This window comes from Arthrobacter sp. UNC362MFTsu5.1, from assembly GCF_000685965.1.
Taxonomy (GTDB): Bacteria; Actinomycetota; Actinomycetes; order Actinomycetales; family Micrococcaceae; genus Arthrobacter.
In genome coordinates this window covers 148,671-173,365 of record NZ_JMLE01000003.1, presented here as the reverse complement: position 1 = coordinate 173,365, position 24,695 = coordinate 148,671, and the positions used below count along the sequence as shown (strand labels likewise).

20 protein-coding genes are annotated in these 24,695 nt (G+C 66.0%); 13 read left to right on the top strand and 7 right to left on the bottom strand.

The annotated features are described in order from the left end of the window. Nucleotide 1 precedes the first annotated feature (1 nt). From BS38_RS26410 to BS38_RS0105025, 6 genes are all read left to right on the top strand, one after another. Nucleotides 2-724, top strand: coding sequence for a PDC sensor domain-containing protein (locus BS38_RS26410; protein WP_028269801.1), 723 nt, complete (start codon nt 2-4; stop codon nt 722-724). Nucleotides 725-1,083: 359 nt separating this feature from the next. Next, nucleotides 1,084-2,346 carry an MFS transporter gene (locus BS38_RS0105045; protein WP_231511088.1) on the top strand — a complete coding sequence of 421 codons (1,263 nt, stop codon included), beginning with the start codon at nt 1,084-1,086 and terminating at the stop codon, nt 2,344-2,346. 239 nt (nt 2,347-2,585) lie between these two features. Beyond that, nucleotides 2,586-3,977, top strand: a complete 1,392-nt coding sequence (locus BS38_RS0105040) for a protoporphyrinogen/coproporphyrinogen oxidase (RefSeq protein ID WP_028269799.1) — start codon at nt 2,586-2,588, stop codon at nt 3,975-3,977. Nucleotides 3,978-4,030: 53 nt separating this feature from the next. After that, nucleotides 4,031-4,918 carry a 4-hydroxy-tetrahydrodipicolinate synthase gene (dapA, locus tag BS38_RS0105035; RefSeq protein ID WP_028269798.1) on the top strand — a complete coding sequence of 296 codons (888 nt, stop codon included), beginning with the start codon at nt 4,031-4,033 and terminating at the stop codon, nt 4,916-4,918. A gap of 22 nt (nt 4,919-4,940) precedes the next feature. After that, nucleotides 4,941-6,431 carry an aldehyde dehydrogenase family protein gene (locus BS38_RS0105030; RefSeq protein ID WP_028269797.1) on the top strand — a complete coding sequence of 497 codons (1,491 nt, stop codon included), beginning with the start codon at nt 4,941-4,943 and terminating at the stop codon, nt 6,429-6,431. A 234-nt stretch (nt 6,432-6,665) separates the two neighbouring features. Then, on the top strand, nt 6,666-7,088 hold the full coding sequence (locus tag BS38_RS0105025; RefSeq protein WP_028269796.1) for a hypothetical protein: 423 nt from the start codon (nt 6,666-6,668) through the stop codon (nt 7,086-7,088). A gap of 22 nt (nt 7,089-7,110) precedes the next feature. Here BS38_RS0105025 and BS38_RS0105020 read toward each other — a convergent pair whose 3' ends face one another. The 5 genes from BS38_RS0105020 to BS38_RS0105000 all read right to left on the bottom strand — a co-directional run bounded on the left by BS38_RS0105020 (nt 7,111) and on the right by BS38_RS0105000 (nt 13,680). After that, a complete protein-coding gene (locus tag BS38_RS0105020; protein WP_231511084.1) occupies nt 7,111-7,896 on the bottom strand; it encodes an alpha/beta fold hydrolase in 786 nt (261 codons plus the stop codon). 8 nt (nt 7,897-7,904) lie between these two features. Further along, a complete protein-coding gene (locus tag BS38_RS24445) occupies nt 7,905-10,523 on the bottom strand; it encodes a glycoside hydrolase family 78 protein (protein WP_051628737.1) in 2,619 nt (872 codons plus the stop codon). Nucleotides 10,524-10,555: 32 nt separating this feature from the next. Beyond that, nucleotides 10,556-11,383, bottom strand: a complete 828-nt coding sequence (locus tag BS38_RS0105010) for a carbohydrate ABC transporter permease (RefSeq protein ID WP_028269794.1) — start codon at nt 11,381-11,383, stop codon at nt 10,556-10,558. Beyond that, complete coding sequence (locus tag BS38_RS0105005; RefSeq protein ID WP_156037070.1) at nt 11,380-12,291, bottom strand: carbohydrate ABC transporter permease; 912 nt, start codon at nt 12,289-12,291, stop codon at nt 11,380-11,382. Before BS38_RS0105005 ends, BS38_RS0105010 begins: the two co-directional genes overlap by 4 nt. An 81-nt stretch (nt 12,292-12,372) precedes the next feature. After that, nucleotides 12,373-13,680 carry an ABC transporter substrate-binding protein gene (locus tag BS38_RS0105000; RefSeq protein WP_051628736.1) on the bottom strand — a complete coding sequence of 436 codons (1,308 nt, stop codon included), beginning with the start codon at nt 13,678-13,680 and terminating at the stop codon, nt 12,373-12,375. Between the two features lie 274 nt (nt 13,681-13,954). On the opposite strand from BS38_RS0105000, the gene BS38_RS0104995 reads away from it, so the two are divergent. Then, entirely contained in the window at nt 13,955-16,108 is a 2,154-nt protein-coding gene (locus tag BS38_RS0104995; RefSeq protein WP_028269791.1) for an alpha-L-rhamnosidase-related protein, read from the top strand. A gap of 12 nt (nt 16,109-16,120) precedes the next feature. Here the strand turns inward: BS38_RS0104995 and BS38_RS0104990 are convergent, their stop codons facing one another. Further along, a complete protein-coding gene (locus BS38_RS0104990) occupies nt 16,121-17,140 on the bottom strand; it encodes a LacI family DNA-binding transcriptional regulator (RefSeq protein WP_028269790.1) in 1,020 nt (339 codons plus the stop codon). A gap of 207 nt (nt 17,141-17,347) precedes the next feature. Here BS38_RS0104990 and BS38_RS0104985 point away from each other — a divergent pair, with 207 nt between their 5' ends. Next, entirely contained in the window at nt 17,348-17,740 is a 393-nt protein-coding gene (locus tag BS38_RS0104985; protein ID WP_028269789.1) for a VOC family protein, read from the top strand. A gap of 7 nt (nt 17,741-17,747) precedes the next feature. Here BS38_RS0104985 and BS38_RS0104980 read toward each other — a convergent pair whose 3' ends face one another. Beyond that, the gene (locus tag BS38_RS0104980) at nt 17,748-18,461 is read right to left on the bottom strand and encodes a GOLPH3/VPS74 family protein (RefSeq protein ID WP_028269788.1); all 714 of its coding nucleotides are present in this window, start codon (nt 18,459-18,461) and stop codon (nt 17,748-17,750) included. Nucleotides 18,462-18,606: 145 nt separating this feature from the next. On the opposite strand from BS38_RS0104980, the gene BS38_RS0104975 reads away from it, so the two are divergent. The 5 genes from BS38_RS0104975 (at nt 18,607) to BS38_RS0104955 (ending at nt 24,677) form a co-directional block, all read left to right on the top strand. After that, nucleotides 18,607-19,506 (top strand): MurR/RpiR family transcriptional regulator, encoded by a 900-nt coding sequence (locus tag BS38_RS0104975; protein WP_028269787.1) that lies wholly within the window; start codon nt 18,607-18,609, stop codon nt 19,504-19,506. Between the two features lie 72 nt (nt 19,507-19,578). Next, nucleotides 19,579-20,490, top strand: coding sequence for an NAD(P)-dependent oxidoreductase (locus BS38_RS0104970; RefSeq protein ID WP_028269786.1), 912 nt, complete (start codon nt 19,579-19,581; stop codon nt 20,488-20,490). A gap of 35 nt (nt 20,491-20,525) precedes the next feature. Beyond that, nucleotides 20,526-22,073, top strand: coding sequence for an aldehyde dehydrogenase family protein (locus BS38_RS0104965; protein ID WP_028269785.1), 1,548 nt, complete (start codon nt 20,526-20,528; stop codon nt 22,071-22,073). 7 nt (nt 22,074-22,080) lie between these two features. Beyond that, the gene (locus BS38_RS0104960; protein WP_028269784.1) at nt 22,081-23,304 is read left to right on the top strand and encodes an amidohydrolase; all 1,224 of its coding nucleotides are present in this window, start codon (nt 22,081-22,083) and stop codon (nt 23,302-23,304) included. Then, nucleotides 23,301-24,677 carry a DUF3100 domain-containing protein gene (locus tag BS38_RS0104955; RefSeq protein ID WP_028269783.1) on the top strand — a complete coding sequence of 459 codons (1,377 nt, stop codon included), beginning with the start codon at nt 23,301-23,303 and terminating at the stop codon, nt 24,675-24,677. Before BS38_RS0104960 ends, BS38_RS0104955 begins: the two co-directional genes overlap by 4 nt. Nucleotides 24,678-24,695: the final 18 nt, after the last annotated feature.

Here is a 24,695-nt window from a genome sequence, read left to right as displayed (position 1 = left end):
CGTGGAAACCGTAAGCGAGGCCCTCCAACGGACGGTCGACACCGTCTCCTCCAGCATCAGCGCAGTCTTCGCGGACCTCGAAGAAGTCGCCGGCGCGGTCACCGCAGCGGCACAAGCTGCGTCCGGGGTGCCCCGCCGGAGCGACTACCTGTTCCTGCGGCAGGACTTGGCGAACTTCATCAAGCTGCACTCGGACCTCATCATCGGCGCCGGGATCGCCTACGCCCCCGGCAGCCTCCCGGAGGCACCGCATTGGCTGGAATGGTGGCGGGCACAGCCCAAGGGCGAGCCCCGCTTCGTCACCCACGACCTCAACCCGGACTCGCTGAACTACTACGACTACACCGGACGGGAATGGTTCACGCTTCCTTCCGCCGCCGGCCACCCGCTGGCAGTGGGTCCCTACGTCGACTTCGGCGGCATCAACGTCAGCATCATCACCCTCTGCGTCCCCGCCGCCACCCCCCAAGGGACCCACATCCTTGGGTGCGACCTCACTCTGGCGAACCTCGAAGGAGTCTTCCTCCGGGCGCTTCAGCTCCGTGACCCGGCGGTGGTCCTGCTCGGACCCAACGGCCGGGTCATCGCCTCCAACAACGCACGCATCGCAACCGGCACGCTGCTTCTGGAAGAAGACCTGAAGCGGGCCGATCTTTCCCTCGACGTCTCCCCCGCCGGCAGCCCCGCGCGCCTGCCCTGGAAGCTGATCAGCCTCAAGAAATAGGCGCCAGAAGGCCACCGGAACCCGCGTCAGCTTGACGCGGGTTTTTTGGTTCCCAAAAAGCTATTGCATTAATCATACAATGATGTATCTTTAGTGGTGTGGGTCACGTTCTTCAATCAACAAGACGCGTACCCAAGCAGATTTTCGATATACGCACCCGCCCCGGTTAAGCGGGGTCGGCGACCCTTCTGTCCCACGACAGATACGGCCCACTGCGGACGAATCAGGAGCACTGATGAACGCGACACAACCCATGTCATCCACCCAATCGTCAGGAGTGACAAATGTCAGCCATAGATAATGCAATCGGGCATCAAGGGGGCGCGTCAGCCGTAAATAAGCGACGCTTCCTGGTCAGGATGGTCACCGTCTTGATCGGCGGCATGGTCCTGGACGGCTATGTCCTCGGCATCATCGGACCGGTCTCGGGACGGATGGCCGAGGATCTGCAGCTCACCGCCTTTTGGCAGGGACTGATCGCCGCTGCCGCACTGGTTGGCATTCTGATTGGCGCACCGATCGGTGGCTGGGCGGCCGACAAGTGGGGCCGCAAGCCGATTTTCATGTTCGACATCGGACTATTCGCTGTCGCGTCGGGAATGCAGTTCTTCGTCGACTCACCGATACTGCTCATTGTGGTGCGGCTGCTGATGGGCATCGCGATCGGTACCGAGTACGCGGTCGGTTGGCCCCTGATGGCCGAGTTCTCGCCCACCCACCTGCGCGGGCGGCTAATGGCCGCGATGGGGATCGCCTGGTACGCCGGCTTTATGATCGCCTTCGTCATCGGCCATCTGCTGAATGAGTACACCGACCTGAGCTGGCACTTCATCCTGGGGACGAGCACCTTCATCGCGGTGGTCCTGTTCCTCGCCCGGCTCGGCATGCCGGAGTCACCGCGCTGGCTGTGGAGCGTGGGCCGCAAGGACGAGGCCCGCGCCCTCGCCGCCAAGTACATGCCCGACGACGCGCTCGACGACGTCCAGCACGAAGACGTCCGCAAGGGCAGCTTCGGGATGCTGTTCTCCAAGCAGTACTGGCGCTCCACACTGTTCATCTCCGCGTTCTGGTTCTGTGCCGTGACACCGTACTTCGCCATCGCCACCTTTGCCGACAGCGTGTTGCAGCAGTACGGCCTCGCAGGCGGACTCGCTGGCGGAGTCGGCCTCTCCGCCGTCGCCCTGGCCGGGGTCGTGGTCACGTTCCTGTTGATCGAAAAGGTCGGCCGCCGCACGCTGACCGTCCCGCCGCAGTGGCTGTGCGCCGCCGTCCTCGCGATTATCGGACTGTGGGCCGGCGCGCCGGCGCTCGTTGTGCTCATCCTCTTCCTGGTCTTCTCGTTCTTCAACGCGGGGTACAACACGTTGACCAACGTCTACCCGGGCGAGGTCCTCCCGACCGAGATCCGCGGAATCGGAACAGGCTTCGCGGCCGCCGTCAGCAGGGTCGGAGCAGGCATCGGCATCTTCCTCCTCCCGATGTCGATGGAGAGCCTCGGCGCCGGCCCCACCATGCTGATCGCCGCCGGAGTCGCCTTCGTCGGCGCAGCGCTCTCCCAGTGGCTGGCTCCGGAAACGAAGGGGAAGACCCTCACCGAGGCGGCTGCAGGCTACGCGCACTAAGAGCCGCGCGCAAGGCCCAACCGTTCCGCCAAGCAACCTCACGCCCAAAAGGCTATTGCATTAATCATACAATGATGTATCTTTTAGATGTGACCTACATCAACTTCCGGCCACGGCCATCGACGCCCCTGGCCAGCGAAGTAAGCAACACACAAACGTAACCTCACACTCACACTCACACCCCACTCGGCCGTGACGCCGCGAACGGGGTGACGGATCCGCCATAAAGAAGGAAGATCATGAAAGACGTAGTTATTGTCGGTGGCGGCCTCGCCGGACTATCGGCGGCCTGGAGGCTGCGGCACTGGGATTCCGTGGTGCTGGAATCAGCCGGGCGTGTGGGCGGGCGGATCCGCTCGGAGCGGCGGGGCGCGTACTGGTTGAACTGGGGCGGCCACGTCTTCGCCGGGGCCGGTTCCTCCACGGACGCCTTGCTCAATGAAGTCGGCGTGACGGCCGTCCAGATCCCCGGTTCGCTGCAGGCCCTGTCCATGAACGGGAAGTTCATCCGTGAAGGGCACATCGCCACCTATCCGTTCCGCATCCCGATGTCCCTGACCTCGCGGATCGACACCCTGAAGGCTGGAATGAAGGTCGTTGCCGGCGTCGCCAAGTACACCGGTGTGGTGCGGAAGCGTTCGGGTGAATCCGGTGCGATGCGGCAGCAGCGCATCTATGACTTCGAGAACGACAGCTCATTCCAGGACTTCATCGGAAACCTGTCCGAGGACGCGGCGGCCCTGTTCAAGACCACCGTCACCCGCTCGGCCGGGGACATGGACCAGATCTCCGCCGGCGCCGGCATCGGGTACTTCAGCCTGGTCCTGGGCATCGGGCAGGGCCTGAGCCAGGGCATCGTGGGCGGCCCTTCCACCCTGACCGAGTCCATCGCGGCCGCCCTCGGGGACCGGGTCCAGCTCGGCGCCACCGTGCAGGAAGTGATCCACCGGAAGAACTCCGTGCTGGTCCGCTACAGCCAGGGCGGTGTGGACCGTGAAGTCGAGGCCCGCGCCGTGGTCCTGGCGACCACCGCTGATGTCTCGCACAAGATCGGCGTGGACCTCCCGGAAGACCTGCGCGGCGCCCTGTCCCAGATCAAATACGGCCCGCACGTCAGCACCGCGTTCCTGACCAACGAGACAACGGCCAAGCCCTGGGATGACATCTACGCCATCGCCGCCCCGAAGCGTTCGTTCGCGATCGCCCTGAACCAGGCGAGCATCGTCCGTGGTTCCGAATCCGTGCGGAAGCCCGGCGGGTCCTTCATGACCTTCTCCCCGGCCGCCCTGGGCAAGGCGCTGCTGGAGAAGAGCGATGAGGAAGTGATCGCCACCCACCTGGCCGACCTGGACCAGGTCCTCGGCCACGGCTTCGCCGACAGCGTCGTCGAAGCCAAAACGGACCGCTGGAAGGTCGCGTCCCCGTACTGCTTCCCCGGCCGGGCCAAGCTCCAGTCCACGCTCATGCGCGGCACGGACCGGGTGTTCCTGGCCGGAGACTTCCTCGGCACCCTCTACACCGAAAGCTCCATCACCACCGGCTTCTCCGCAGCCCAGGAAGCCGCCAGCCTGCTCGCCACCGATAAGCAGCGGGCCGCTGCCCCCACCCTGCGCCTGGCCGCAGGCACCTGATCCGGCCCCTGCGCCCGCCCTCGAACCAACACCACCAAGGAGAACAACCCACCATGACAACGCAACTCAAAGGCGTCCTCACCGCTCTGTCCACCCCGTTCAACCAGGACGAAACCATCGACGTCGATACCCTGCGGCGGATCGTTGACCGCTCCATCGACGCCGGCGTGGACGGCGTCGTCGCGGCCGGATCGACCGGCGAGGTCGGCGCTTTGTCCTCGGAGGAGCGCCTGCTCCTGATCAACACGGTCATCGAGCAGGCGGCCGGCCGGGTCCCGGTCATCGCCAACACCGGCGCCACCTCCACCGCCGAAGCCATCCGCCTCTCCCAGGCCGCCGAGAAGGCGGGCGCGGACGTGCTCATGCTGATCACGCCCTACTACGAGCCGCTCTCCCTGGAAGAGACCGTCACCTACATCAAGGACGTCGCCCGCTCGGTGAGCATCCCGGTGATGCTCTACAACATCCCGGCCGTCACCGGGGTCAACCTGGACCCGGCCACCGTCCGCTCCCTGGCCGAGGACGTGGAGAACATCCTGTACATCAAGGACTCGTCCGCGAACTGGGAACAGGCACTGCAGCTGATCCACCACCACAGCGACGTCATCGGCACCTTCATCGGCTGGGACGCCTACCTGTACAGCGCCCTGGCCGAAGGCGCCGCCGGCGTGATGGCGGGCACCGCGAACGTCGTCCCCAACGAAATCGTCGCCGTCAGCCGCCGCATCGCCGAGGGCGACCTCGCCGGCGCCCTGAAACTGTGGAAGCAGCTCTACCCCGTCATCGACGCGCTCCTCTCCGTCCCGTTCATCCAGTCCGTCAAAGCCGGCCTGACCCTGCAGGGCCTGCCCGCCGGCTCACCCCGCCGCCCCACGGCCGACCTCAACGACGCGGACCTCGCCCGGGTCAAGAACGCCCTTACCGCCCTGAACCAGAAGTAAGAGACAGGACTCCAGGAAAACCATGACCGCCACAGACACAGCATTGTTCACCGTCCGCAGGGCGGCAGCCGCGCCCGCGGCGTCGCTGCCGCCGTTCGGCCAGTTCATCGGCGGGGCGTTCATCCCCTCCACCTCGGACGCAACGGTCGAGGTGGTGAACCCGGCCACCGAAGAGGTCCTGATGCAGGTCCCGGGCGGGTCCGTGGAGGACGTCGACGCCGCGGTCGCGGCTGCCCTCGCGGCCAAGGCCGGCTGGGCAGCAAAGACTCCCCAGGACCGTTCCGCGGTTCTGCTCCGCATCGCGGACGTCATCGAGGCCAACCGCGAACTCCTCGAAACCCTGGAAGCGGCGAACACCGGCAAACCCGGTGCCGTGGCCGAAGACGACATCTCCAGCGCGATCGACACCTTCCGGTTCTCCGCCGGCGCCGCCCGCACCTTCAACACCCCCGGCGCGGGCGACTACGCGGAAAACCACACCTCCGTGATCCTCCGCGAACCCGTCGGAGTCGTCGGCGTCATCACCCCGTGGAACTACCCGCTGCTGATGGCCGCCTGGAAAATCGCACCGATCCTCGGCGCCGGAAACACCCTGGTCCTCAAACCCTCCGAGCAGACACCCCTGAGCACGCTCAAACTCGCCGAACTCATCGCCGCCGAAATCCCCGCCGGTGTCCTCAACATCGTCACCGGCTCCGGCCGCGTGACAGGACACCGGATCTCCGAACACCCCGACGTGGACCTCGTCGCCATCACCGGCAGCGTCGGCAGCGGCCAGCAAGTCGCCGCCAGCGCAGCGAACACCGTCAAACGCGTCCACCTGGAACTCGGCGGCAAAGCACCCGTGGTCGTCTTCGACGACGCCGACCTCGAAGCCGCCGCCAAAGGCGTCCGCTCCGCCGGATTCTGGAACGGCGGGCAGGAATGCGGCTCCGCCTGCCGGGTCCTCGTCCACGAATCAGTCGCCGCGAAGTTCACCGAACTGCTCGTCCGGGAGGTCAGCGAAATCACCGTCGGCACCCCCGGCGCGGGCGACGCCGAAATCGGCTCCATGATCTCCAAAGCCCATTACGACAGGGTCCTCGCCGCCCTCCAGGACGTCCGCAACGACGGCCTGACCATCGCCGTCGGCGGCAACGCCATCGAGGGCCCCGGCTACTTCATCGAACCCACCGTGGTGACCAACGTGCCCGCCAGCGCCGCGATCACCAGCACCGAAATCTTCGGCCCGGTGGTATCGGTGGAAACCTTCAGCACCGACGAGGAAGCCATCACCCGCGCCAACGAAACCGTGTACGGCCTCGCGGCCTCGGTCTGGTCCACCAACGCCGCCCGCGCCCTCTCCGTCCCCCGACGGCTCGACTTCGGCACCGTCTGGGTCAACTCCCATTTGGTCATCGCCAACGAAATGCCCTGGGGCGGCTTCAAGGGCTCCGGCTACGGCCGGGACCTCTCCGCCTACGCCCTCGAAGACTTCTCCCGCACCAAACACATCATGTACAACCACGGCTAAAGGCCGGGAACGGGCGACGGCGGGACCTCCCGCCGTCGCCCGTTTGCGTTAACCGTTGTCTCGCAGGCGGGTAGTCGGTAATCTACGGCCAACCGGACTTTCGGCCGCATCAGGCGGCGCCCGGAACGGCGCTGCCGTCAGGGGCTTCGCCCCGTACCTACAAGACGCCCAGTCACCGCACTGGCCGACAATGCGGAACGCAGGACGCCACGCTTCCATTCAAGGGAGAACCTGATGTTAGGCACCAGAAGCTGCCTCGCCGCTGCTCTTGCCGCAACCCTCGTGGCCATGGCCACCCCCGCGCAAGCAGCCCCCGCCACGCTGGTGAGCGCGGGCCCGGGAGTCCTCGTCGCCGACGGCGCGGCGGTGGATGTTCCCGTCACCTTCGTGTGCGACACCGACCCCGCCCTGGTCATGGCAATACCCGTCGTCCAGATCACCCAAAGGGTCAGCGACGGTCGTATCGCAGGCGGCGGCGGGAACGATCAGCTCAGCTGCACCAAACAGACCCAGACAGTCACCATCCGGGTGGTCCCAACCATGATGGCGTTCAACGAGGGTGCCGCCGCAGCGTCGGTTTACCTGCAAACCTGCAGCGCGCAATTCCAGTGCTCCGCGGTGATCATCCACACTGAAATAACGCTCGACAATCCGTGAGCGCGAACGGACATGTGTGGCCCTACCCGCTCAGGAACCGCAGCAATAACGGGACCGTGGCGTGCATCGTCCGCAGGTCACCGCTGCTGGCGGCCTGCTCGCCGAGGTAGTCGCCGTGGCCGCCGGGGACGACCAGCAGCCTGGCACCCGGGATCATGCCGGCCATCCGCGCGGCGTACTCGGCGGTGACGATGTCCCGGTCGCCGCTCACCACCAGCGCGGGCGCGGTGATGGTGCCCAGTTCGTGGTCCGACCATCCGGGGAAGTCCAGGATGCGCCGGCGGTCCAGTTCGAAAAGCCGTTCCAGATGGCCGGGTTCCGGGTTGAGGAGCCGGTCGGCGTCCTTGTAGGTGTCGGGCATGTCGTCCAGGGTGGCCTTCGCCATGCCGTCCCAGAACTCGGCAGGGACGGCATCGCGGCTTACGAAGGTGGAGGCGACGATCAGGCGCCGGACAGCGGCGGGACGCGCGAGTGCCAGGGCGACGGCGGTGTGCCCGCCGGCGCTGAATCCCAGCACGTCCGCGGTTTCAACGGAGAGCTGTTCCAGAACGGCGAGGATGTCGCCGGCGGAGTTTTCGGCAGTGAGCGGGCGGTCGGTGGGACGGGTGCGGCCGTGGCCCTCCTCCTCGACGGCAATCACCTGGCGGTGGTCGGCCAGCACCGGGATGAGTTCGCCGAAGTTGGTGCCGATCGTGGAGCCGCCGCCCGGGATGAGGAGAAGCGGCGGCCGGCCGGCCACCGCCTCCCCGTGCACCTCGTAGTACATGCGAAGGCCGTTGTTGTCCGCGTAGCCGTGGGTGGAAGTCACACGGCATCCTAACGCCGGAGGCTTCCCTCCAAAAGGGGTGCCGATCGCGTGTGCAGGCCCGGGCCGAGCTCCACGGGTTCCGCACCGGGAAGTTCGAGCCTCGCCGTTGCGCCTGTGGGCACCACAACCTCGGCTTCGAGGGCGCCGTCATCGAGGATCCGCCACGAGATCGCCGCTGGTCCATAGGGGCTCTCGTGACGGGCGGACGCATGCGTCAGCCCCCCGCCGGGCAACGGCTTGAAGAGGATCCGCCTGTACCCCGGTTCGAGCGGCGCGATTCCCGCGACCACCCGGTGCATCCAGTCGGCCACTGCCCCGAGGGCGTAGTGGTTGAACGACGTCATTTCGCCGGGGTGGACCGTTCCGTCCGGCAGCATGGAGTCCCAGCGTTCCCAGATGGTGGTTCCGCCCTGGTCCAGCTGGTAGAGCCACGAGGGACATTCCCGCTCGAGGAGCAGCCCGTAGGCAGCGTCGTTCTCTCCTGCGAGCGTGAGCGCCTCCGAGACAACCGGAGTTCCGGCAAATCCGGTGCCCACGCGGTGTCCGTTATTCCGTACGAGTTCGCCCAGGCGGCGGCCGGCCGCGGCCCGGGCCGTGTCATCCTGAATGAGGCCGAAGACCAAAGCGAGCGCGTAAGCCGTCTGGGCATCGGAGGCCATGATGCCGTCGTCGTGGACGTAGGCCTTGGAAAATGCCAGGGCAACGTCGCGGGCCAATGCGGCGTAGTAGCGTTCGTCGTCGGGCTTGCCCAGGACCCCGGCGGCCTTGGCCAGGTGCTCGGCTGAGCGGGCAAAATATGCGGTGGCCACGAGGTAGGGGTCGGTCATGGCGCGGGTGGCGTCTTCCGGCGGAGCCGTCGGGTCCAGCCAGTCCCCCAACTGCTGGCCGTTTTCCCACAGCCTTCCGGGGCCCGCGAGACGCTCGACGAGGTCCACCCAGTCCTTGGCACTCTTGTACTGGGTGGCCAGCACGCCCGCGTCACCGAAACGCTCGTACAGCGTCCACGGGGTCAGCACAGCGACATCGCCCCATACTGCCCCCGGCCGCAGCGGAGTCCAGTAGTCCCCGCCGGGGATGAAGGGGACATACCAGGGGACGGTTCCGTCATCAAGCTGCTCCGCTGCCAGGTCCTTGAGCCAGGACGACAACATGCCCGAGCAGTCGTAGAGGAAGCTTCCTGTCGGGGCGAAGACCTGGATATCCCCTGTCCAGCCAAGCCGTTCATCACGCTGGGGGCAGTCGGTGGGGATGTCCACGAAGTTCCCGCGCATGCTCCACAGGACGTTCTCATGGAGGCGGTTGATGTCGGGGTTTGAGCATTCGAACCACCCGGTCCGTTCCATGTCCGTGTGATACACGCGTGCCACGATGCGGTCCAGCGGGTCGCCTCCGGTCCAGCCGTCCACTTCGGCATAGCGGAAGCCGTGGATCGTGAAACGGGGCTCCCACGTTTCGGTGCCTGCCCCTGCAAGGGTGAAGCGGTCGGTGGCGGTGGCCCCGCGCAGTGGCCGGGTATAGATTTCGCCGTCCTGGAGGACTTCCGCATGGCGCAGCGTCACAGTGTGCCCCGCTGCGCCTTCCACGGTGATCCGGAGGCGGCCCACAAGGTTTTGGCCGAAATCCAGTATGAGTTTGCCGGAGGGCGCTTCGGTGACGGAAACGGGCCGCACTTCCTGGGTGCAGCGGACGGGCGGACCTTCGGGGGCAACCAGGGTTTGCGGGTCCCGCGCTACAGCCCGGACCTGCGACCACCCGGAATCGTCAAAGCCCGGCCTGCTCCATCCGTCGGGAAGCTCGCGGGCGTCGTACTCCTCGCCTTCGTAAAGCCCGGTGAAGCGGATCGGACCGTAGGCAGCCCGCCACTCGGTGTCCGTACCTATCACGGTGACCGAACCGTCGTCGTGCGTCACGTGAACTTGGGCCAGCAGCGCGGCCTTGTCGCCGTAAAGGTTGCGGTGCCCGCCGTGGAAGCCGATGCGCCCGCGGTACCAGCCGTCGGCCAGCCACGCACCGATCGCGTTGTCTCCTTCAGCGAGCTGTTCAGTCACGTCATAGGTGTAGTAGCGGAGGCGCTGACCATAGACGGTCCACCCCGGCGACAGTGCTTCGTTGCCGACGCGTTGCCCGTTGATTTCCACTTCATACAGACCGTGGGCGGTGACGTAGAGCCGGGCCGATGCCACGGGCCGCGCCAGACGGAACCCACGGCGAAGGAGCGGCGGGCGGCGGTCGGAATCCGGGTCTTCGTCCCAGTCCGGCGCGACTGCGACGGCGGTCCAGTCGGCAGGCCGCAGAAGGCCCGGTTCGACGACGGCTGCCTCGCTCCAGGCGCTCGGCTCGCCGTTTGGGTCGCCCCAGACGCGGACGCGGACCTCCGCCTTGACGCCGGAGGACAGGGGCGCGGCCGGCCAGTCGAGGAGAACGGAGTCTGTCGACGCCGTCTGCTCGCCGGTCCATACGGTCCCGCCGGTTTGAATGGACAACTGGTAGGCGGCCTGTTGCCAGCCGGCAGGGGCGCTGGCTTTCCAGGAGAGACGGGGCGTTGCCGTGCCGATGCCAAGGGCTCCGGGCAGGTGTTCAAAAGTGATGGGCTGGATGAATACTTCGGCCTGCACGGGGGCAGTCATGGAGCTCCTAGGGGAAAAGTCGTGACGCACATTCAGCCCTTGACCGCGCCGGCGGTCATGCCGGCAACGATCTGGCGGTTGAAGAACATGTACATGATCAGGGGCGGGATGGTGATAAGCAGGATGTTCATGAACAGCAGGTTGTAGCTTGTGGCGAACTGGCTCTGGAAGTTGAACAGGGTCAGCTGCACGGTGGCATTCGCATCTCCGGGAAGGAAGTACAGCGGGTGCTGGAAGTCGTTGAAGACGGCCACCGACTGCACCACGATCACCGTGACCATGACCGAGCGCAGCAGCGGGAAGATCACACGGAAGAACAGGCGGACCGGACCGCACCCGTCAATCACGGCGGCTTCGTCCAGTTCCTTGGGGATGCCGGCGATGAAGGCACGGAACAGCATCACGCAGAAGGACAGACCGAACGCCACCTCGATCAGGATCAGGCCCGGGAGGGTCTTGAACAGGCCGAGGGACTGCAGCACCCAGATGGTGGGCACGACGGCGGGCGGGATGATGAGGCCGGACAGGATCAGGAAGTTCACTACCCCGCTCCAGCGCGACTTGCGTCGCTGCAGGACCCAGGCCACCATCGCGGCCAGCACCACCAGCACCGCAACACTGACAACGGTCAGGATGGTGCTGTTGATGAACGCCGTAACGAGCATGAAGTTGCGTTTGGACACAACCTCCTGGAAGTTTTCCCAGAAATGGATCTGCGTGGGCCAGGTGAACTCGAGTTTTGACGCTTCTCGCCGGTCCTTCAGCGCCGTGAGCACCATGAAGAGGAGCGGGACAACGAAAACGATGAGCGAGACACCAATGGCGAGGATCCCCGCGGCATAGCGTTTGATGGCGGTCACTGTTCGACCTCCTTGCGGTTCAGGAACATGGAGAGGGGCACGACGATCGCCGTGACGATAAGGAAGAGCACCACGTTGCCGGCCGTGGAGAGGCCGTAGAACCCGGCCTGGTACTGCTTGTAGATGACGGACGCGATGACGTCGGACGTGAAGCCCGGACCACCCTTCGTCATGGCCCAGATGAGGTCAAACGAGCGCAGGCCCCCGATCAGGGACAGGATGATCACCGTTGCCGTGGCGGGACGGGCCAGGGGCAGTGTGATGTTCCAGAAGCTCTTGAAGGAGCTCGCCCCGTCCACCTTGGCTGCTTCGAAGTACTCGGCGGGAATCGAAACGATGCCGGCGATGTAAATGACAGTGGCCAGGCCAACGCCTTTCCAGACGTCCACCAGCGCCACGGACATCAGGGCCCAGGCCGGATCGGTGAGCCATTTGGGCCCGTCGATACCGAAGAGGGCCAGGGCATCGTTGATCAGGCCATTGTTCGGGTCCATGAGCACCGTGAAGACCATGCCGACGCCAATGCTGGACAGCAGCACCGGGAAAAACAGAACCGAGCGCAGGAAGCCGCGGGCGATAATCTGCGACGTCAGCAGGACCCCGAGGAGCATGCCCAGCACCACTTTGAGTCCCGAAGTCACCACGCCGTAGATGAAGGTGTTGACGAGTCCCTTGATGAGGGCGGGTTCCTTGAAGAACTGAACGAAGTTGTCCAGGCCGATGAAGGTGAAATCGAACAGCGACCAGCGGGTGAAGCTGAAGAAGAACGACGCCACGGTGGGGACGAGGAACAGGACGGTGTAGATCACCGCTGCCGGGAGGTAGAACCAGTACGGATAAGCCGATCGGCCCCGACGACGCCGGGGGGCGTCGGTGATTTGGCGCGGACGGACGCTGGGCGTCGTCATGGTCGTATGTGTAGTCATGGTGGTGAGTCTCCGATCGCCGTCCGGGCCGGGTGGCGGCCCGGACGGCAGGGGGTCCTGGGATCAGTTCCAGCCGGGCAGGTTCAACTGCTTGGCCTGCTTGGTGACGTCCTCGTCATAGAGGGCAGCGCCGTCCTTCGCGGAACGGATACCGGAACCGACCTCAACGGTGATCTGCTCAAGCGAGGGGCCCTTGACGGGAGAAAGGAACTCGAGGGCAGGGCTGTTCTTCGCCGGGTCCTCGAAGTACGGAAGCATGTCCTTGACCGCAGCGGGTACTTCAGCCGGAAGTTCGCAGTCGTCCACGAGATACGGTCCGCTAACGCCAACCGCCTTCGTCACCGCGTCGCAGCCCGCCTTGCTGGCAATGAAGGCCAGCAGTTTCTTGGCTTCCTCGGGATGCTTGCTGGTCTTCGGCGTGTAGGCACCGCCGGGCAGCCACACGGTCAGGGCGTTCTTGGAGGCGTCGTCGCCGGGAAGCGGAAACAATCCGATGTCATTGATCTTTTCCGGGAAGGTGAGCTGGATCGCCGTCAGGGAGCTGCTGAGGATCGGGTACTGCGCCCCTTCGCCGTCCACGAGCTTCTGCAGCGCCTCCTCATACGTGGTCGAGGCGAAGTCCTCGTTGAACAGGCCCGCCTTCGCTGCCTCCTCCTGGTGCTGGAAGCCCTTGAAGGCTGCCGGATCAGTGGAGTACTTGGTCTTGTTGGCTGTGTAGTCAGCGGCGAAGTTCGGCGAAGCCTTGGCTACGTTGGCGAAATCGCCGAGGACAAACAGCTGGGACGACCAGGTGGCCTGGTAGCTCTGCAGGATCGGAGCGACACCGGAGTCCTTGATTTTCCGGCTGTTCTCCATGAACTGGTCCCAGGTCTTCGGAACGGACAGTCCGAGCTTCTCGTAGACCTTCTTGTTGTACAGCACGGCACCCGCAAAGCCGGTTCCGACCGGAACGCCATAGATGTCGCTGCCCGCCGTTACGGTCGGTTTGAACGTCTCGGACACCTTGGCAATGTACGGCTCGTTGGTGATGGGGGTGAGGTTCTGCTGCGGGCTGATCTGCTGGAACAGCGAGCCGGTGTTGTAGGAGAACACGTCCGCCATGTCGCCGGTGGAAAGGCGGGTCTTTATCAGGTTGTCCCCGTCTCCGCCCTGCGGCCGGGTCTCCAGATCCACTTTGATGCCGGGGTTGGCCGCCTGGAAGTCCTCAACGATCTGTTCTGCGGCTGAGACGGTGCTCTCGCCGTTGTCCACCAGCCACGTGATGGTGGTCTGGTTGGCGTTCCCGCTGCTGCCGGAGCAGCCAGTGAGTGCCAGTCCCAGGGCCATAGCCCCGGCGGCCGCTGGCGCCAAGCGCCGAGTAAAGCTCTTCATTCGTATCTCCTGGGTTCGAGGCGGCTTCACTGCCGCCTTGTGGAACGTTTCAAACCTTCTGGCCTTCGCTCCAGCCGGATATCGACTGTGTAGAGCGATCTACATTTGATATTAGCCAGATCACATTTGAGACGCAAGGGCTGTGGCGGATCATTCAAAAAGTGGATGCCCCCCTTGCCTGCCGGACTGCCTCGACTATAGTGTAGATCGCTCTACGTTTGTCCCGGGTCATCGTTTAGTAGCCCGGAGCGAGCTCCCAGGAGGAGAACCCAGGATGACCGAACCGCTGACGCTGCATTCCTTCCGCCCACTCTCCGCAGCGGATGTCAGGGCAGCCGCACGCGCTGGTTCCGCCGACGCGCTTCCGGATGCTCCCTCGCCCAACGCGGGCCCCGGAACCGCATGGTTTTACGTCCGCGGCCAGTACGAGCTGGGCCTCCTCGACCGGCTCGTCCATGACGGCTTCGCTGCCAACAAGCACGTCCACTACGCGCGGAATTACGGCCTGATCCACCACCAGGCGCTCTTCCGTACACCGTTATGCGGTGCCGAGGGCACCATGATCCTGCGGAGCAACGACGCGCTCGCCTGCGTGGTCGACGGAGAGCTTGCCTCCACAGCGAGGACCGCCGACGGTGACTACTCCGTTCGTTTGCCTGCCGGCTCACGACGGCTGCTGGTGAAGGTGCAGGCCCGCGAAGGACAGCCTGCAACCTTCGCCGCGCTGGACGGCCATCTGCTGCCCCCGGCAGCTCGGTGGGAAGCGCAAACCGGGCACAGGAACGGCGCCGACGAGGCACAACACTGGAGTCCCGCCGTCGAACGCCCGGGAGGTGCGGGTGTTCCGCCGCACCTCGAAAACGCGCCCGTGGCGGAAGTGCGGCCGCACCCGGCCGGTTCCGGCGGGGACTGGAACCTCTTTTCCCTGAGCGCGCCGGTGCTCGGACGCCCTGTTGTCAGCTGCGAGGGTGTGCCAGGGATTTCCACCGGCGAATCGGTCGAGGAGGCCCTGTCACCGGACGCGGACGGCGAATCCCGGCGCGACGTGGTTCAGCTGGCGGACGGGCGCTGGACGACGGTCCATGAACTCGGCTTCCGCCACGTCGTTGTCCGTGGCGCAACGGTCCACGACGTCACGGTCGAGGCATCAGCCCACCCCGTCCCGCGCCGCGGCGCGTTTGTCTGTTCAGACGAAAAGATCAATCGCATCTGGGATGTCAGCGCCTACACCCTCCGGCTCTGCATGAACGGACTGATGCTGGACGGCATCAAGCGCGACCGGATGCCATGGATGGGTGATCAGGCCCTCAACACGCTCTCCAACGCATATGCCTTTGCCGACGCCGGGATAGTCCGGGACGGACTGGTGGCTCTGGGCCAGCCGCGGCACGGATTCATCAACGGCATCTCCGACTACTCCCTGTGGTGGCTGATCAATACAGCTTCGTACGTACGGTTCTTCGGCGACGCCGAGTATGTGGCGAGGGAGAAGCATCAAATCCACCGTTTCACCGAGTACCTGGCGGGGCATTGTGGCAAGGACGGGATTTTCCGTCCGGGCGACGAGCCTGACTCGTTCGCCGACGCGTCCGACGGCGGCGTGTTCATCGACTGGGGCGTCTCGATTGAGCCTGGACGGACCTTCACTCCCCTCCAGGTGCTGTGGTTCTGGGCACTCCGGAGTGCCGCCGACGTCCTTGCCCAAGCCGGACACGACGGCAGCCGCCGCTGGGCCGCCCTCGCCGAGACGCTGCGCGAGACCCTCATGGAGCACGCATGGGACGAAGATGCCCAGGGGTGGCGCGAATATTTCGACGGGGATTCGATCTCCTCCCCGTATGCCAACATGCTTGCCGTCCTGAGCGGACTCTCACAGGGCAGGCCCGGAGCGGGAGTTCGTGCCTCGCTTCTGGGCACCCACCGGGCCGGGACACCCTTCATGACCAGCTTTGCGCTGCGCGCACTGGCGATGACCGGGGAAGCCGAGACCGCCGTCGCCCGCGTTCGGGAACTCTGGGGAGGAATGCTCGACGCCGGTGCCCGCAGCTTTTGGGAAGAGTTCGCCTCACCGGGCGAGGGCAGCTACGAAATGTATGGGCGGCCCTTCGGCAAGAGCCTCTGCCATGCCTGGAGTTCAGGGCCTGCCGCGCTGCTTCCGCAAATTGTGCTGGGAGCCGAACCCACGGAAGACGGCTGGGCTGAGTTCCGCGTCCGGCCCGCACTGGGATCCCTTGCGTGGGCGGCGGCCGTGATCCCGGTCCCCCAGGGTGAAATCACCATCCACGCTGATCCGGCCGTGACGCATGTGGACGTGCCGGCGGGAACTACCCTCGCCATGGCGGGCCACCGTGCCGCCGGCCCGTGCCTGGTGACGCATTCCGTGACGACGGGCGGGTGGACCATCCACCCGTCCGGTTCCGTGGCGTAGGCGGGCCCGCTGTCAGGACTCCCTGGCAGGTGGATACGTGGTTTTCCGGGGCCGCAACTCGGGCGCGTACGTCTCATGCTCAGCGACGTCCCGTCCGGCCAGCCGCTCCAGGAGCATTTCCACGGCCCGCGCCCCCATGTCTTCACCCGGCTGACTGACGGATGTGAGCGACACCAGGGGGTGCCCTGCGAGCGGAACGTCGTCGTACCCGGCAACCGAGATGGGCAGGCCCCGTTCCATCACTGCGCGAAGGGCGCCGAGGGCCAGCTCGTCATGGCCGGCCACGATCGCCGTCGGGGCCGGTCCCTCGTCCAGCATGTCCCTGGCCGCCTCATAGGACGGATCCAATCCTTCACCGCAGCGGATCACGCGGATGTTGCCGGCCAGGCCGGCGTCCACCATGCACTTCTCGTAGGTGGTGAGCCTGATGTCATGGGGCGACCGGGCCGCGCTGGAGAGGGCGTTGATCGTCAGGTGCGCGATGCGCTGGTGGCCAAGGTCGAACAAATGCTGCATCAGGGCCGCCGTCCCTGCCGAGTCGTCACCCGCGACCGTGTCGTAGTAGGGCGACTCATCGTGACGGCCGAACATCACGATGGGAGTCTGCACGGCCGCGCGTTCAAGCCACTCCTGGCTGACCAGCGGCGAGACGGCGATGAGCCCGTCAACCCGCTGGTCCAGCAGCGCCTCGATGGCACGGTACCCCTGCCTCATTCCCTCTTCGGCGGGAGCAATGATCAACTGGTAGTTGGTGCCGGCGAGCGCCCGGGAGGCACCCCTCAGGACCCTGGTAAAAAACTGGTTCCCGAAGTCCGGAATCTCGATGCCCAGCGTGTAGCTCGACCCGCGCATGGCCCGGGCGGCGACGCTGGGCCGATAGTTGAGTTCCTCGATGGCCTTGTCCACGCGGAGCTTCATTGCGGGACTCACGCCGTAGGCGTTGCGCAGAACTTTGGAGACGGCAGCCCTGGAGACTCCGGCCGCCCGGGCGACGTCCTCGATGGTTGTCTTGCGGGCCTCATTCTCGGCCATGATGCCTCCAGTGGGATCTCACAGGTCCGCGATTCCTGCGGAAACGCTACAAGTCTATGCCCGTCTGTGGATCGGTCTATGACACGCCGGACGGCGCCACGGAGCCCGGCTGGTTTTCCGCACCCCGACGCACCGCGCCTGGGTAGCGCGAACCAACCGGCTGCCGAACAATGGTGGAAGGGGGCCACTTCGCGAAGGAGCCAGAAAATGCCCAACGACAACTCGGACATGGTCAGCGTCCGTTACATGGTTGACGACGTCGAGGCGGCGGTCGACTTCTACACCAAGCACCTCGGATTCACCCTCAGGATGAGCGCCGCACCGGCGTTCGCCGACGTCGCCCGGGGCCAGCTGAGGCTCCTGCTGAGCGGGCCGGCCAGTTCGGCAGGCCGGCCGATGCCGGACGGAGCCGTGCCGGCACCTGGCGGATGGAACCGGATCCACCTCATCGTGGGCGACATCGCGGCCGAAGTGGACCGGCTGCGCGCCGCGGGCGTCACGTTCCGAAACGACATCGTCAAAGGCCCGGGCGGTCAGCAGATCCTGCTGGTGGATCCGGCCGGCAACGTGGTGGAGCTGTTCCAGCCCGCCGGCGGGTAGGGCGGACCTAGGTCATTGCTTCTGCCTCCGCCATCCTGATCATGCGCAGTTCGTCCGCCACAGCACGGGCCGGCCAGTAGTCCTTTGCCAGGCTTCTGGGCAGGTCCCGGTCAGCCTCCGGAAACATTCTGTCGAGCAGCCCGGCCGCTTCAAGCAGGGCGATAAGGGCCTCGGTCCTCGCATCCGTCGGTTTCGAGTCTGCGGGCTCCACTTCGGGCGCCTCGGTCTCGGGCGGCGTTGCAACTGACGGCTTAAGTCCGAGGGCGGCCTGGACCTTCTGCCGGATGGCCGCCTCAGGCGCGTGGTCTTTCTCCGGATACCGCACAGTCGTGAACACGCCCAAGTGCTTTTCACCAACGTGATCGACGATGCCACGGGAGGCCATCCCCTCGTACACGCGCTGCACTTCAGCGCGGCCCTCCAGCATGGACACCCAGCGCTTGGGAGTGTGTGGCCGGGACTTGTGACGGATGAGCTCCAACTGGTGTTCGAAGTCCGTTTGCAGCGCGGCGCCGGTAGCGCCGACGTGCTTCCCCTGCAGCCCGACCGCGCCGACGACTTCCAGTTCGGCCAGTATTGCGCCCGCCAACGTGGTCCTGAGAATGTAGGCCGGCACTTCGGGATCGCCGTCCGCGTCGTTCGTCGCCAAAAGAAGGAAAGCCTCGGGAAGGCTCAACTCCATGTCCTTCGTGTCCTCAACCTGAGGTGTTTCAGCATCCATACGCTCATCGTGGCCCTGTTAGGCGCTGACCACAATGAGGTTTTACAAGCCGGAAACCAAAAAACCTTTTCGCAAACAGAATTGCATAGTAGATTTGATGCAATCAGCCTTGCAGAGTGATGTGCATTACAGAAGAGGTCCGGACTTGAACACCAATGCGGTCGATTTTGATGCCGGCGCCGCCGGCGCCCCGGGCTCCGGAAGTGTTTCCCCGGCATGGCTCGGCGACGCCCTTCCGGACGTGCCGCTGTCCAAAGCCCAGAGCCGGGTAGTGGATGTCATCACCCGCAATCCGCAACTCTCCTCGTACGCCGACATTGCCGAGATTGCCCAGCGGGCAGACGTCAACAACTCCACGGTGGTCCGCACAGCCCAGCACTTGGGATACCGCGGCTGGCCCGATCTCCAGCGGGAACTACGCTCGCGGTACCTCGTGATGATCTCCACCGAGGACACCCTGACGGAACACGGCGAACACCGCAGCCCGCTCCATGACGCGCTCAACCATGACATCGAGAACTTGCGCCTGACCCTGGACTCCAACACAGGAGACGACGCCGAGGCCGCCATTGCGGCCATGGCCGCTGCCAAGTCCATCACCGTCGTCGGGCTTGGATCCTTCGCCGGGCCCGCCAGTGTGATGGCTCACCTGGGTTCCACCATGGGCTACCCCATCGCCCTGGAGAACCGTGGCGGCGTCCACCTGGCTTCCAGCACCAACACCCTTGGTGCAGGCGATGTCCTGGTAGTCATCAACATGTGGCGCTCCATTCGGCAGATCATCGTCACCGCCGAAGCCGCCAAACAAGCAGGCGCCACGGTCATTGCCATCAGCGACATGCGCCGCGGCCGCCTTGCCGCCGCTGCTGACCACCTACTCATTGTGGCCTCCGAAGGCATCTCCTTCTTCCAGTCGGTGACCGCGGCAAATTCGGTGGTCTACGGGCTGCTCGCGGGCATGGAGGCGGCACATCCCGAACGAAGCCGCGCCGCCATCCGCCGCACCCAGCAGCTGTGGAAAGACCTGGACATCTACCTCGACTGACCGCATGCCCTTGGCACCAAACATTCCACGCACGCACGACACACCTCCACACGCATATTCCAGGAGCAGTTCATGAACACCAGCACAGACCGCCGCATAGCCGTCATTGGCCTTGGAGCCATGGGTGGAGCAATGGCCGCCACGCTGCACAAAACCGGCTGGGCCGTCACCGGATTCGACCCTTCCGAGGCAGCCCGGGCCGCCGCCTCGGCCGCCGGCATCGCCACCACCGCGAGCCTGGAGGACGTCGCCGGAACCCCCTACGCCGTCCTCTCCCTGCCGGCAGCCAGCATCGTGGAAGCCACCGTTCCCCAACTCCTGGCAAAGCCGGGAACGGTCGCAATCATCGACACCACCACCTCCGAGCCCGCCACCAGCAAACAGATGGCCGACCTTGCCGAAAAACAGGGCGCGGCCTTCGTGGATGCCCCGGTTTCCGGCGGTCGCGACGGCGCCGCAGCCGGATCCCTGAGTGCCTTCGTCGGAGCAACGGATGCCGCCCTCCAAGCTGCCGAGCCCGTCCTGCTCGCCCTCACCGGCGGCAAGTTCAGCCACATCGGCGGCCCCGGCAGCGGCAACGTGGTCAAGCTCCTCAACAACGTCCTGGCCGCGGCCAACCTGGTCTCGGTCGGCGAGGCCCTCGGCGTCGCCAAGGCCTACGGCATCGATCCCGCCACGGCGGCGGCCAGCATCAGCGAAGCCTCCGGCGGCAGCAAAGTCTCCGCCAACATGTACCCCAACTGGGTGCTGACCGGCACGCACGATTCAGGGTTTTCCCTCGGCCTGATGGCCAGGGATGCCGCCCTTGCAGTGGACGTCGCCAGGCAGATCGGCGAAAACCCGTCCTTGCTGGGAGCCGTCGCCAGCCAGTGGCAGGACGCCCTGGACGCCCTCGGACCGCGCGCGGACTTCACCGAAATCGCCAGGACCGTCGCCCCCGCCATCACCCCCGCCGGCGCACCCGGCACGGCCGCCGTCGCCTGAACCCCTCCAGCCCTCAGCCCCAAAGGAACACCACATTGAGCATCACCACAGCACCCACCACCTCCTCGGCAGCCACTGCCCGCGCCGTCCTTGACGCCGCCTTCCCGAACGGCTTCGGCGCCTTCCTTGACGGCAAAGTCGTCACCGGAAGCGGCGAGAGCATCAGGCTCACCGCCGCTGCCACCGGTGAACCTTTTGCCACCTACGCGGACCCCGGCACCGAGGGCGCCAACGCCATCCTGGAAAGCTCGACGGCGGGCGCAACGGTTTGGGGAGCCCTGAACGGTTTCGAGCGGGCAGCCATCCTCCGCAACGTCAGCACCGCCGTCGAACGGCACGCCGAAGAGCTGGCCATCCTCGAGTCCGCCACCACCGGCAAGCCCATCCGCGACGCCCGGGTGGAAGCCGCCAAGGTGGCCGAAATGTTCGGCTACTACGCCGGCTGGGCGGACAAGCTGACCGGTCAGACCATCCCCGTCCCCGGCAACTGGCACACCTACACCGAGCGCGTGCCTTGGGGCGTGGTTGTGGCCATCACGCCGTGGAACGCTCCCCTGTTCACCGCCGGCTGGAACTCCGCAGCACCGCTCGCGGCCGGCAACGCCGTGATCATCAAGCCCAGCGAGTTCACCCCGGCCTCGTCGGTCCGGCTAGCCCAGATCGCCCACGAAGCCGGACTTCCGGCAGGCGTCTTCAACGTCGCCGCCGGGCTGGGACAGACCGTCGGCGCCACCCTCACCACCGACCGGCGCGTGGGCAAAGTCAGCTTCATCGGTTCCGTCCCCACCGGCCGCCGCGTGGCCGTCGCTGCCGCGCAGGCCGGGATCCCCGCTCTGCTGGAACTCGGCGGCAAGAGCGCCAACATCGTGTTCGCCGACGCCGACCTGGACCGCGCCGCGGACGGCGCCATCTCCGCCATCTTCTCCGGTGCCGGCCAGTCCTGCGTCGCCGGGTCCCGGCTCCTGGTGGAGCGCAGCGTGCACGCCCGGTTTGTCGAGCTGGTGGCCGCGAAGGCCGCGCGGCTGCGCGTCGGCGATCCCCTGAGCCCGGACACCGAGGTGGGTCCCATCATCACCGCCCAGCAGTTCGCCACAGTCACCTCGCTCATCGAGGCCGGAATGCACGACGGCGGCCGCCGGGTTACCGGGGCCACGCTTCCGGAGGCGCTGGCCGGGTCCGACCTGGCCGGCGGCCACTGGGTCATGCCCACCCTTCTGGACGGCGTCACCCCCGCGAACCGGCTCGAAACCACCGAAGTCTTCGGTCCCGTCGTGGGCGCGGACGCGTTCGATACCGAAGCCGAAGCCATCGCCCGGGCCAACAACACCAACTTCGGCCTGGCCGGTGCCGTCTGGACCTCGGACGTGTCCCGCGCCCACCACGTTGCCCGCGAGGTGAAGGCCGGCACGTTCTGGATCAACTCCTACAAGACCATCCACGTGGCAGTCCCGTTCGGCGGATTCGGCGATTCCGGCCACGGCCGCTCCTCCGGCCCCGGCGTGCTGGACGAATACACCCAGACCAAGGCCATCTGGGTTCCCACCCGCGCAGCGGGCTCTCCCTTCCCGTCGCTGTCCTACTAGGAGACTCATGGAAACCACAAACTCCACCGCCTCGGCGACGCTCCGCACGGCAGTTGCGGACGCCGTCGAACGCTGGAAACCCCAAGTCCAGGCGCTGGCGCAGGAAATCCACGCCCACAAGGAAATCTCCTTCGAGGAGGTCCGCTCGGCTGAAGCGATCGCAAAGCTGTTGGAGGAGGGCGGCTTCGAGGTGGAACGCGGCACCGGCGGGCTGCCCACGGCATTCACCGCGAGCGCCGGCAGCGGCGGGCTGACCGTGGCGCTGTGCGTGGAATATGATGCCCTCCCGGACATTGGGCACGCGTGCGGGCACAACCTGATCGCAGGCGCCTCGGTGGCTGCAGCCCTTGCCCTGCGTCCCTACGCGGACGAGCTGGGCATCACGCTGAAGGCCATCGGCACGCCGGCCGAGGAGCACGGCGGCGGCAAGGTGCTCATGCTGGAACAGGGAGCGTTCGACGGCGTGGGGCTGGCTTTGATGGTCCATCCCGTCCAGGACGGGCTCACCTACAACCCGGCAGGCACCAGCGCCCAGGCCGTGGGACGGTACAAGGCAACTTTCACGGGAAAGGCCGCGCACGCTGCGGCAGCCCCGCATCAGGGCATCAATGCAGCGGATGCCGCCGTGCTTAGCCAGGTGGCCATCGGTCTGCTCCGCCAGCAGATCCCGGCGGACCACCGCATCGCCTGCTTCGTGGCCGAGGCCGGACACGTCACCAACATCATTCCGGAACGGGCGGTGGTGCAGTTCGAGTGCCGGGCGTTCACGCTGCCGGAATACGAGGCGCTGCTGGAGCGGGTCCGCCGCTGCTTCGAAGGGGCGGCGCTGGCCACCGGAACCACGCTCGCCATCGAGGCCACCGAACCGCTCTATGAGCCGCTGCTCCAGGACGACGCCCTCGCCGCGCACTGGACCGATGCCATGCACGCGTTCGGCAAGGACACCTCCCGCTCGTCCGGCCTCAGCGGAGGCTCCACGGACATGGGCAACATTTCCCAGGTCATCCCGTCCCTGCATCCGTGGCTCAGCATTCCGGGCGCCGATGTCCCCATCCACTCCCACGCGTTCGCCGCACTGGCGAACACTCCGGAGGCGTACGGGGTGATGTTCGAGGCCGCCACCGCGCTGGCCTGGACCGTCGCCGCGGCAGCCTCAACACCCGCAGAACGGGAACGCTTCACCAAAGCGGCATACCGCCGTCGTACTTTCACCCAGGAAGGCACATCATGAGCAGCACTACTAGAACGGCGCGGACGGACAAGGCCGGCACCAAGCTGACCCTCCCGATTGCCGCCCTGGCCTTCGTCATTGCGCTGGCGGTCCAGTTCATCGGGCAGGCCAAGATCGACGTCGGGATCGGCTCGATCATCATCTTCCCCATGGTGTGGGGCCTCATTCTGGGCCTGCTGGTGTCGGTCCAGAAGTTCAAGCCGCTTGGCCTGGACCTGCAGCGCGTTGCGGCCGCCCTGGTGGGCGTCGCCGTGCTGCTGCTGGTGGCCCGGCTGGCCTTCAACATCGGGCCCAGCCTGCCCACCCTGCTTAAGGCGGGTCCGGCGTTGCTCCTCCAGGAGGTGGGCCACCTGCTGGGCACCATCGTGCTGGCGCTCCCCCTGGCCGTCCTGCTCCGGATGGGCAAAGCGACCGTGGGCGCCACGTTCTCGCTGGACCGCGAGCCGTCCTTCGCCATGGTTTCCGAGAAATACGGCCCGGACTCGGACCAGTACCGCGGTGTGCTGGCCATGTACGTCTTCGGGACGCTGTTCGGCGCGGTGTTCATCACGCTCCTGACTTCCTTGGTGGCCAACTGGAAGATCTTCGATCCCCTGGCCCTGGCCATGGGCGCCGGCGTGGGATCCGGTTCCATGATGGCGGCCTCCGCGGCCAGCATCGTGGCCGCCTACCCGGCTGACCAGGAAGCCATCCTGGGCATGGCGGCCGTGTCCAACCTGATCACCACCGTCCTGGGCGTCTACGTAGGCATCTACATCGCGCTGCCGCTGGCCGACAAGTTCTACAAAGCCCTTACCCGCAAACAGACGGCGCGCGAAGCCGCTGCCGTGACGGCCGGAGCGCCTGCCGAACGTTCGGCTGCCGACATTGACCGGGAAGCTGCCCAGGCGGAGGAGAACCGGCTGTTCCGCGAGCGCGTTGCAGAGTCGTCGGCGGCCATCAGGTTGCCCCTCTGGCTCTCGTTGTCAGTCCTGACGGTCCTGGGGATCGGCACGGCGTCGGTGGCGGCGAAGGGGTTCAGCCTGTCCATTGTGGCCGGGTACGGCATCATGCTGGCCCTGGTCCTGCTCAGCATCGGGCTGGCGAAGGTCACCCGCAAGATTTCGGCCATCGTGTACATCACCACCATCGGCGCGTACGTTTCGAGCCCATGGTTCTTCGCCGCGGGGCCCCTGACGGCCGCCATCAAGACCGTGGACTTCCTGTCCATCGCCACCGTGATGCTGACGCTCGCCGGCCTGTCGCTGGGCAAGGACATTCCGCTGCTGAAGAACATCGGCTGGAAGATCATCCCCGTGGGGCTCGTGGCCATCACGGCGTCCTTCCTCCTCTCCACGGTAATCGCAGAGTTCGCCCTGGGACTCTGGCACTGACAAGGAGCTTGCTCCAAA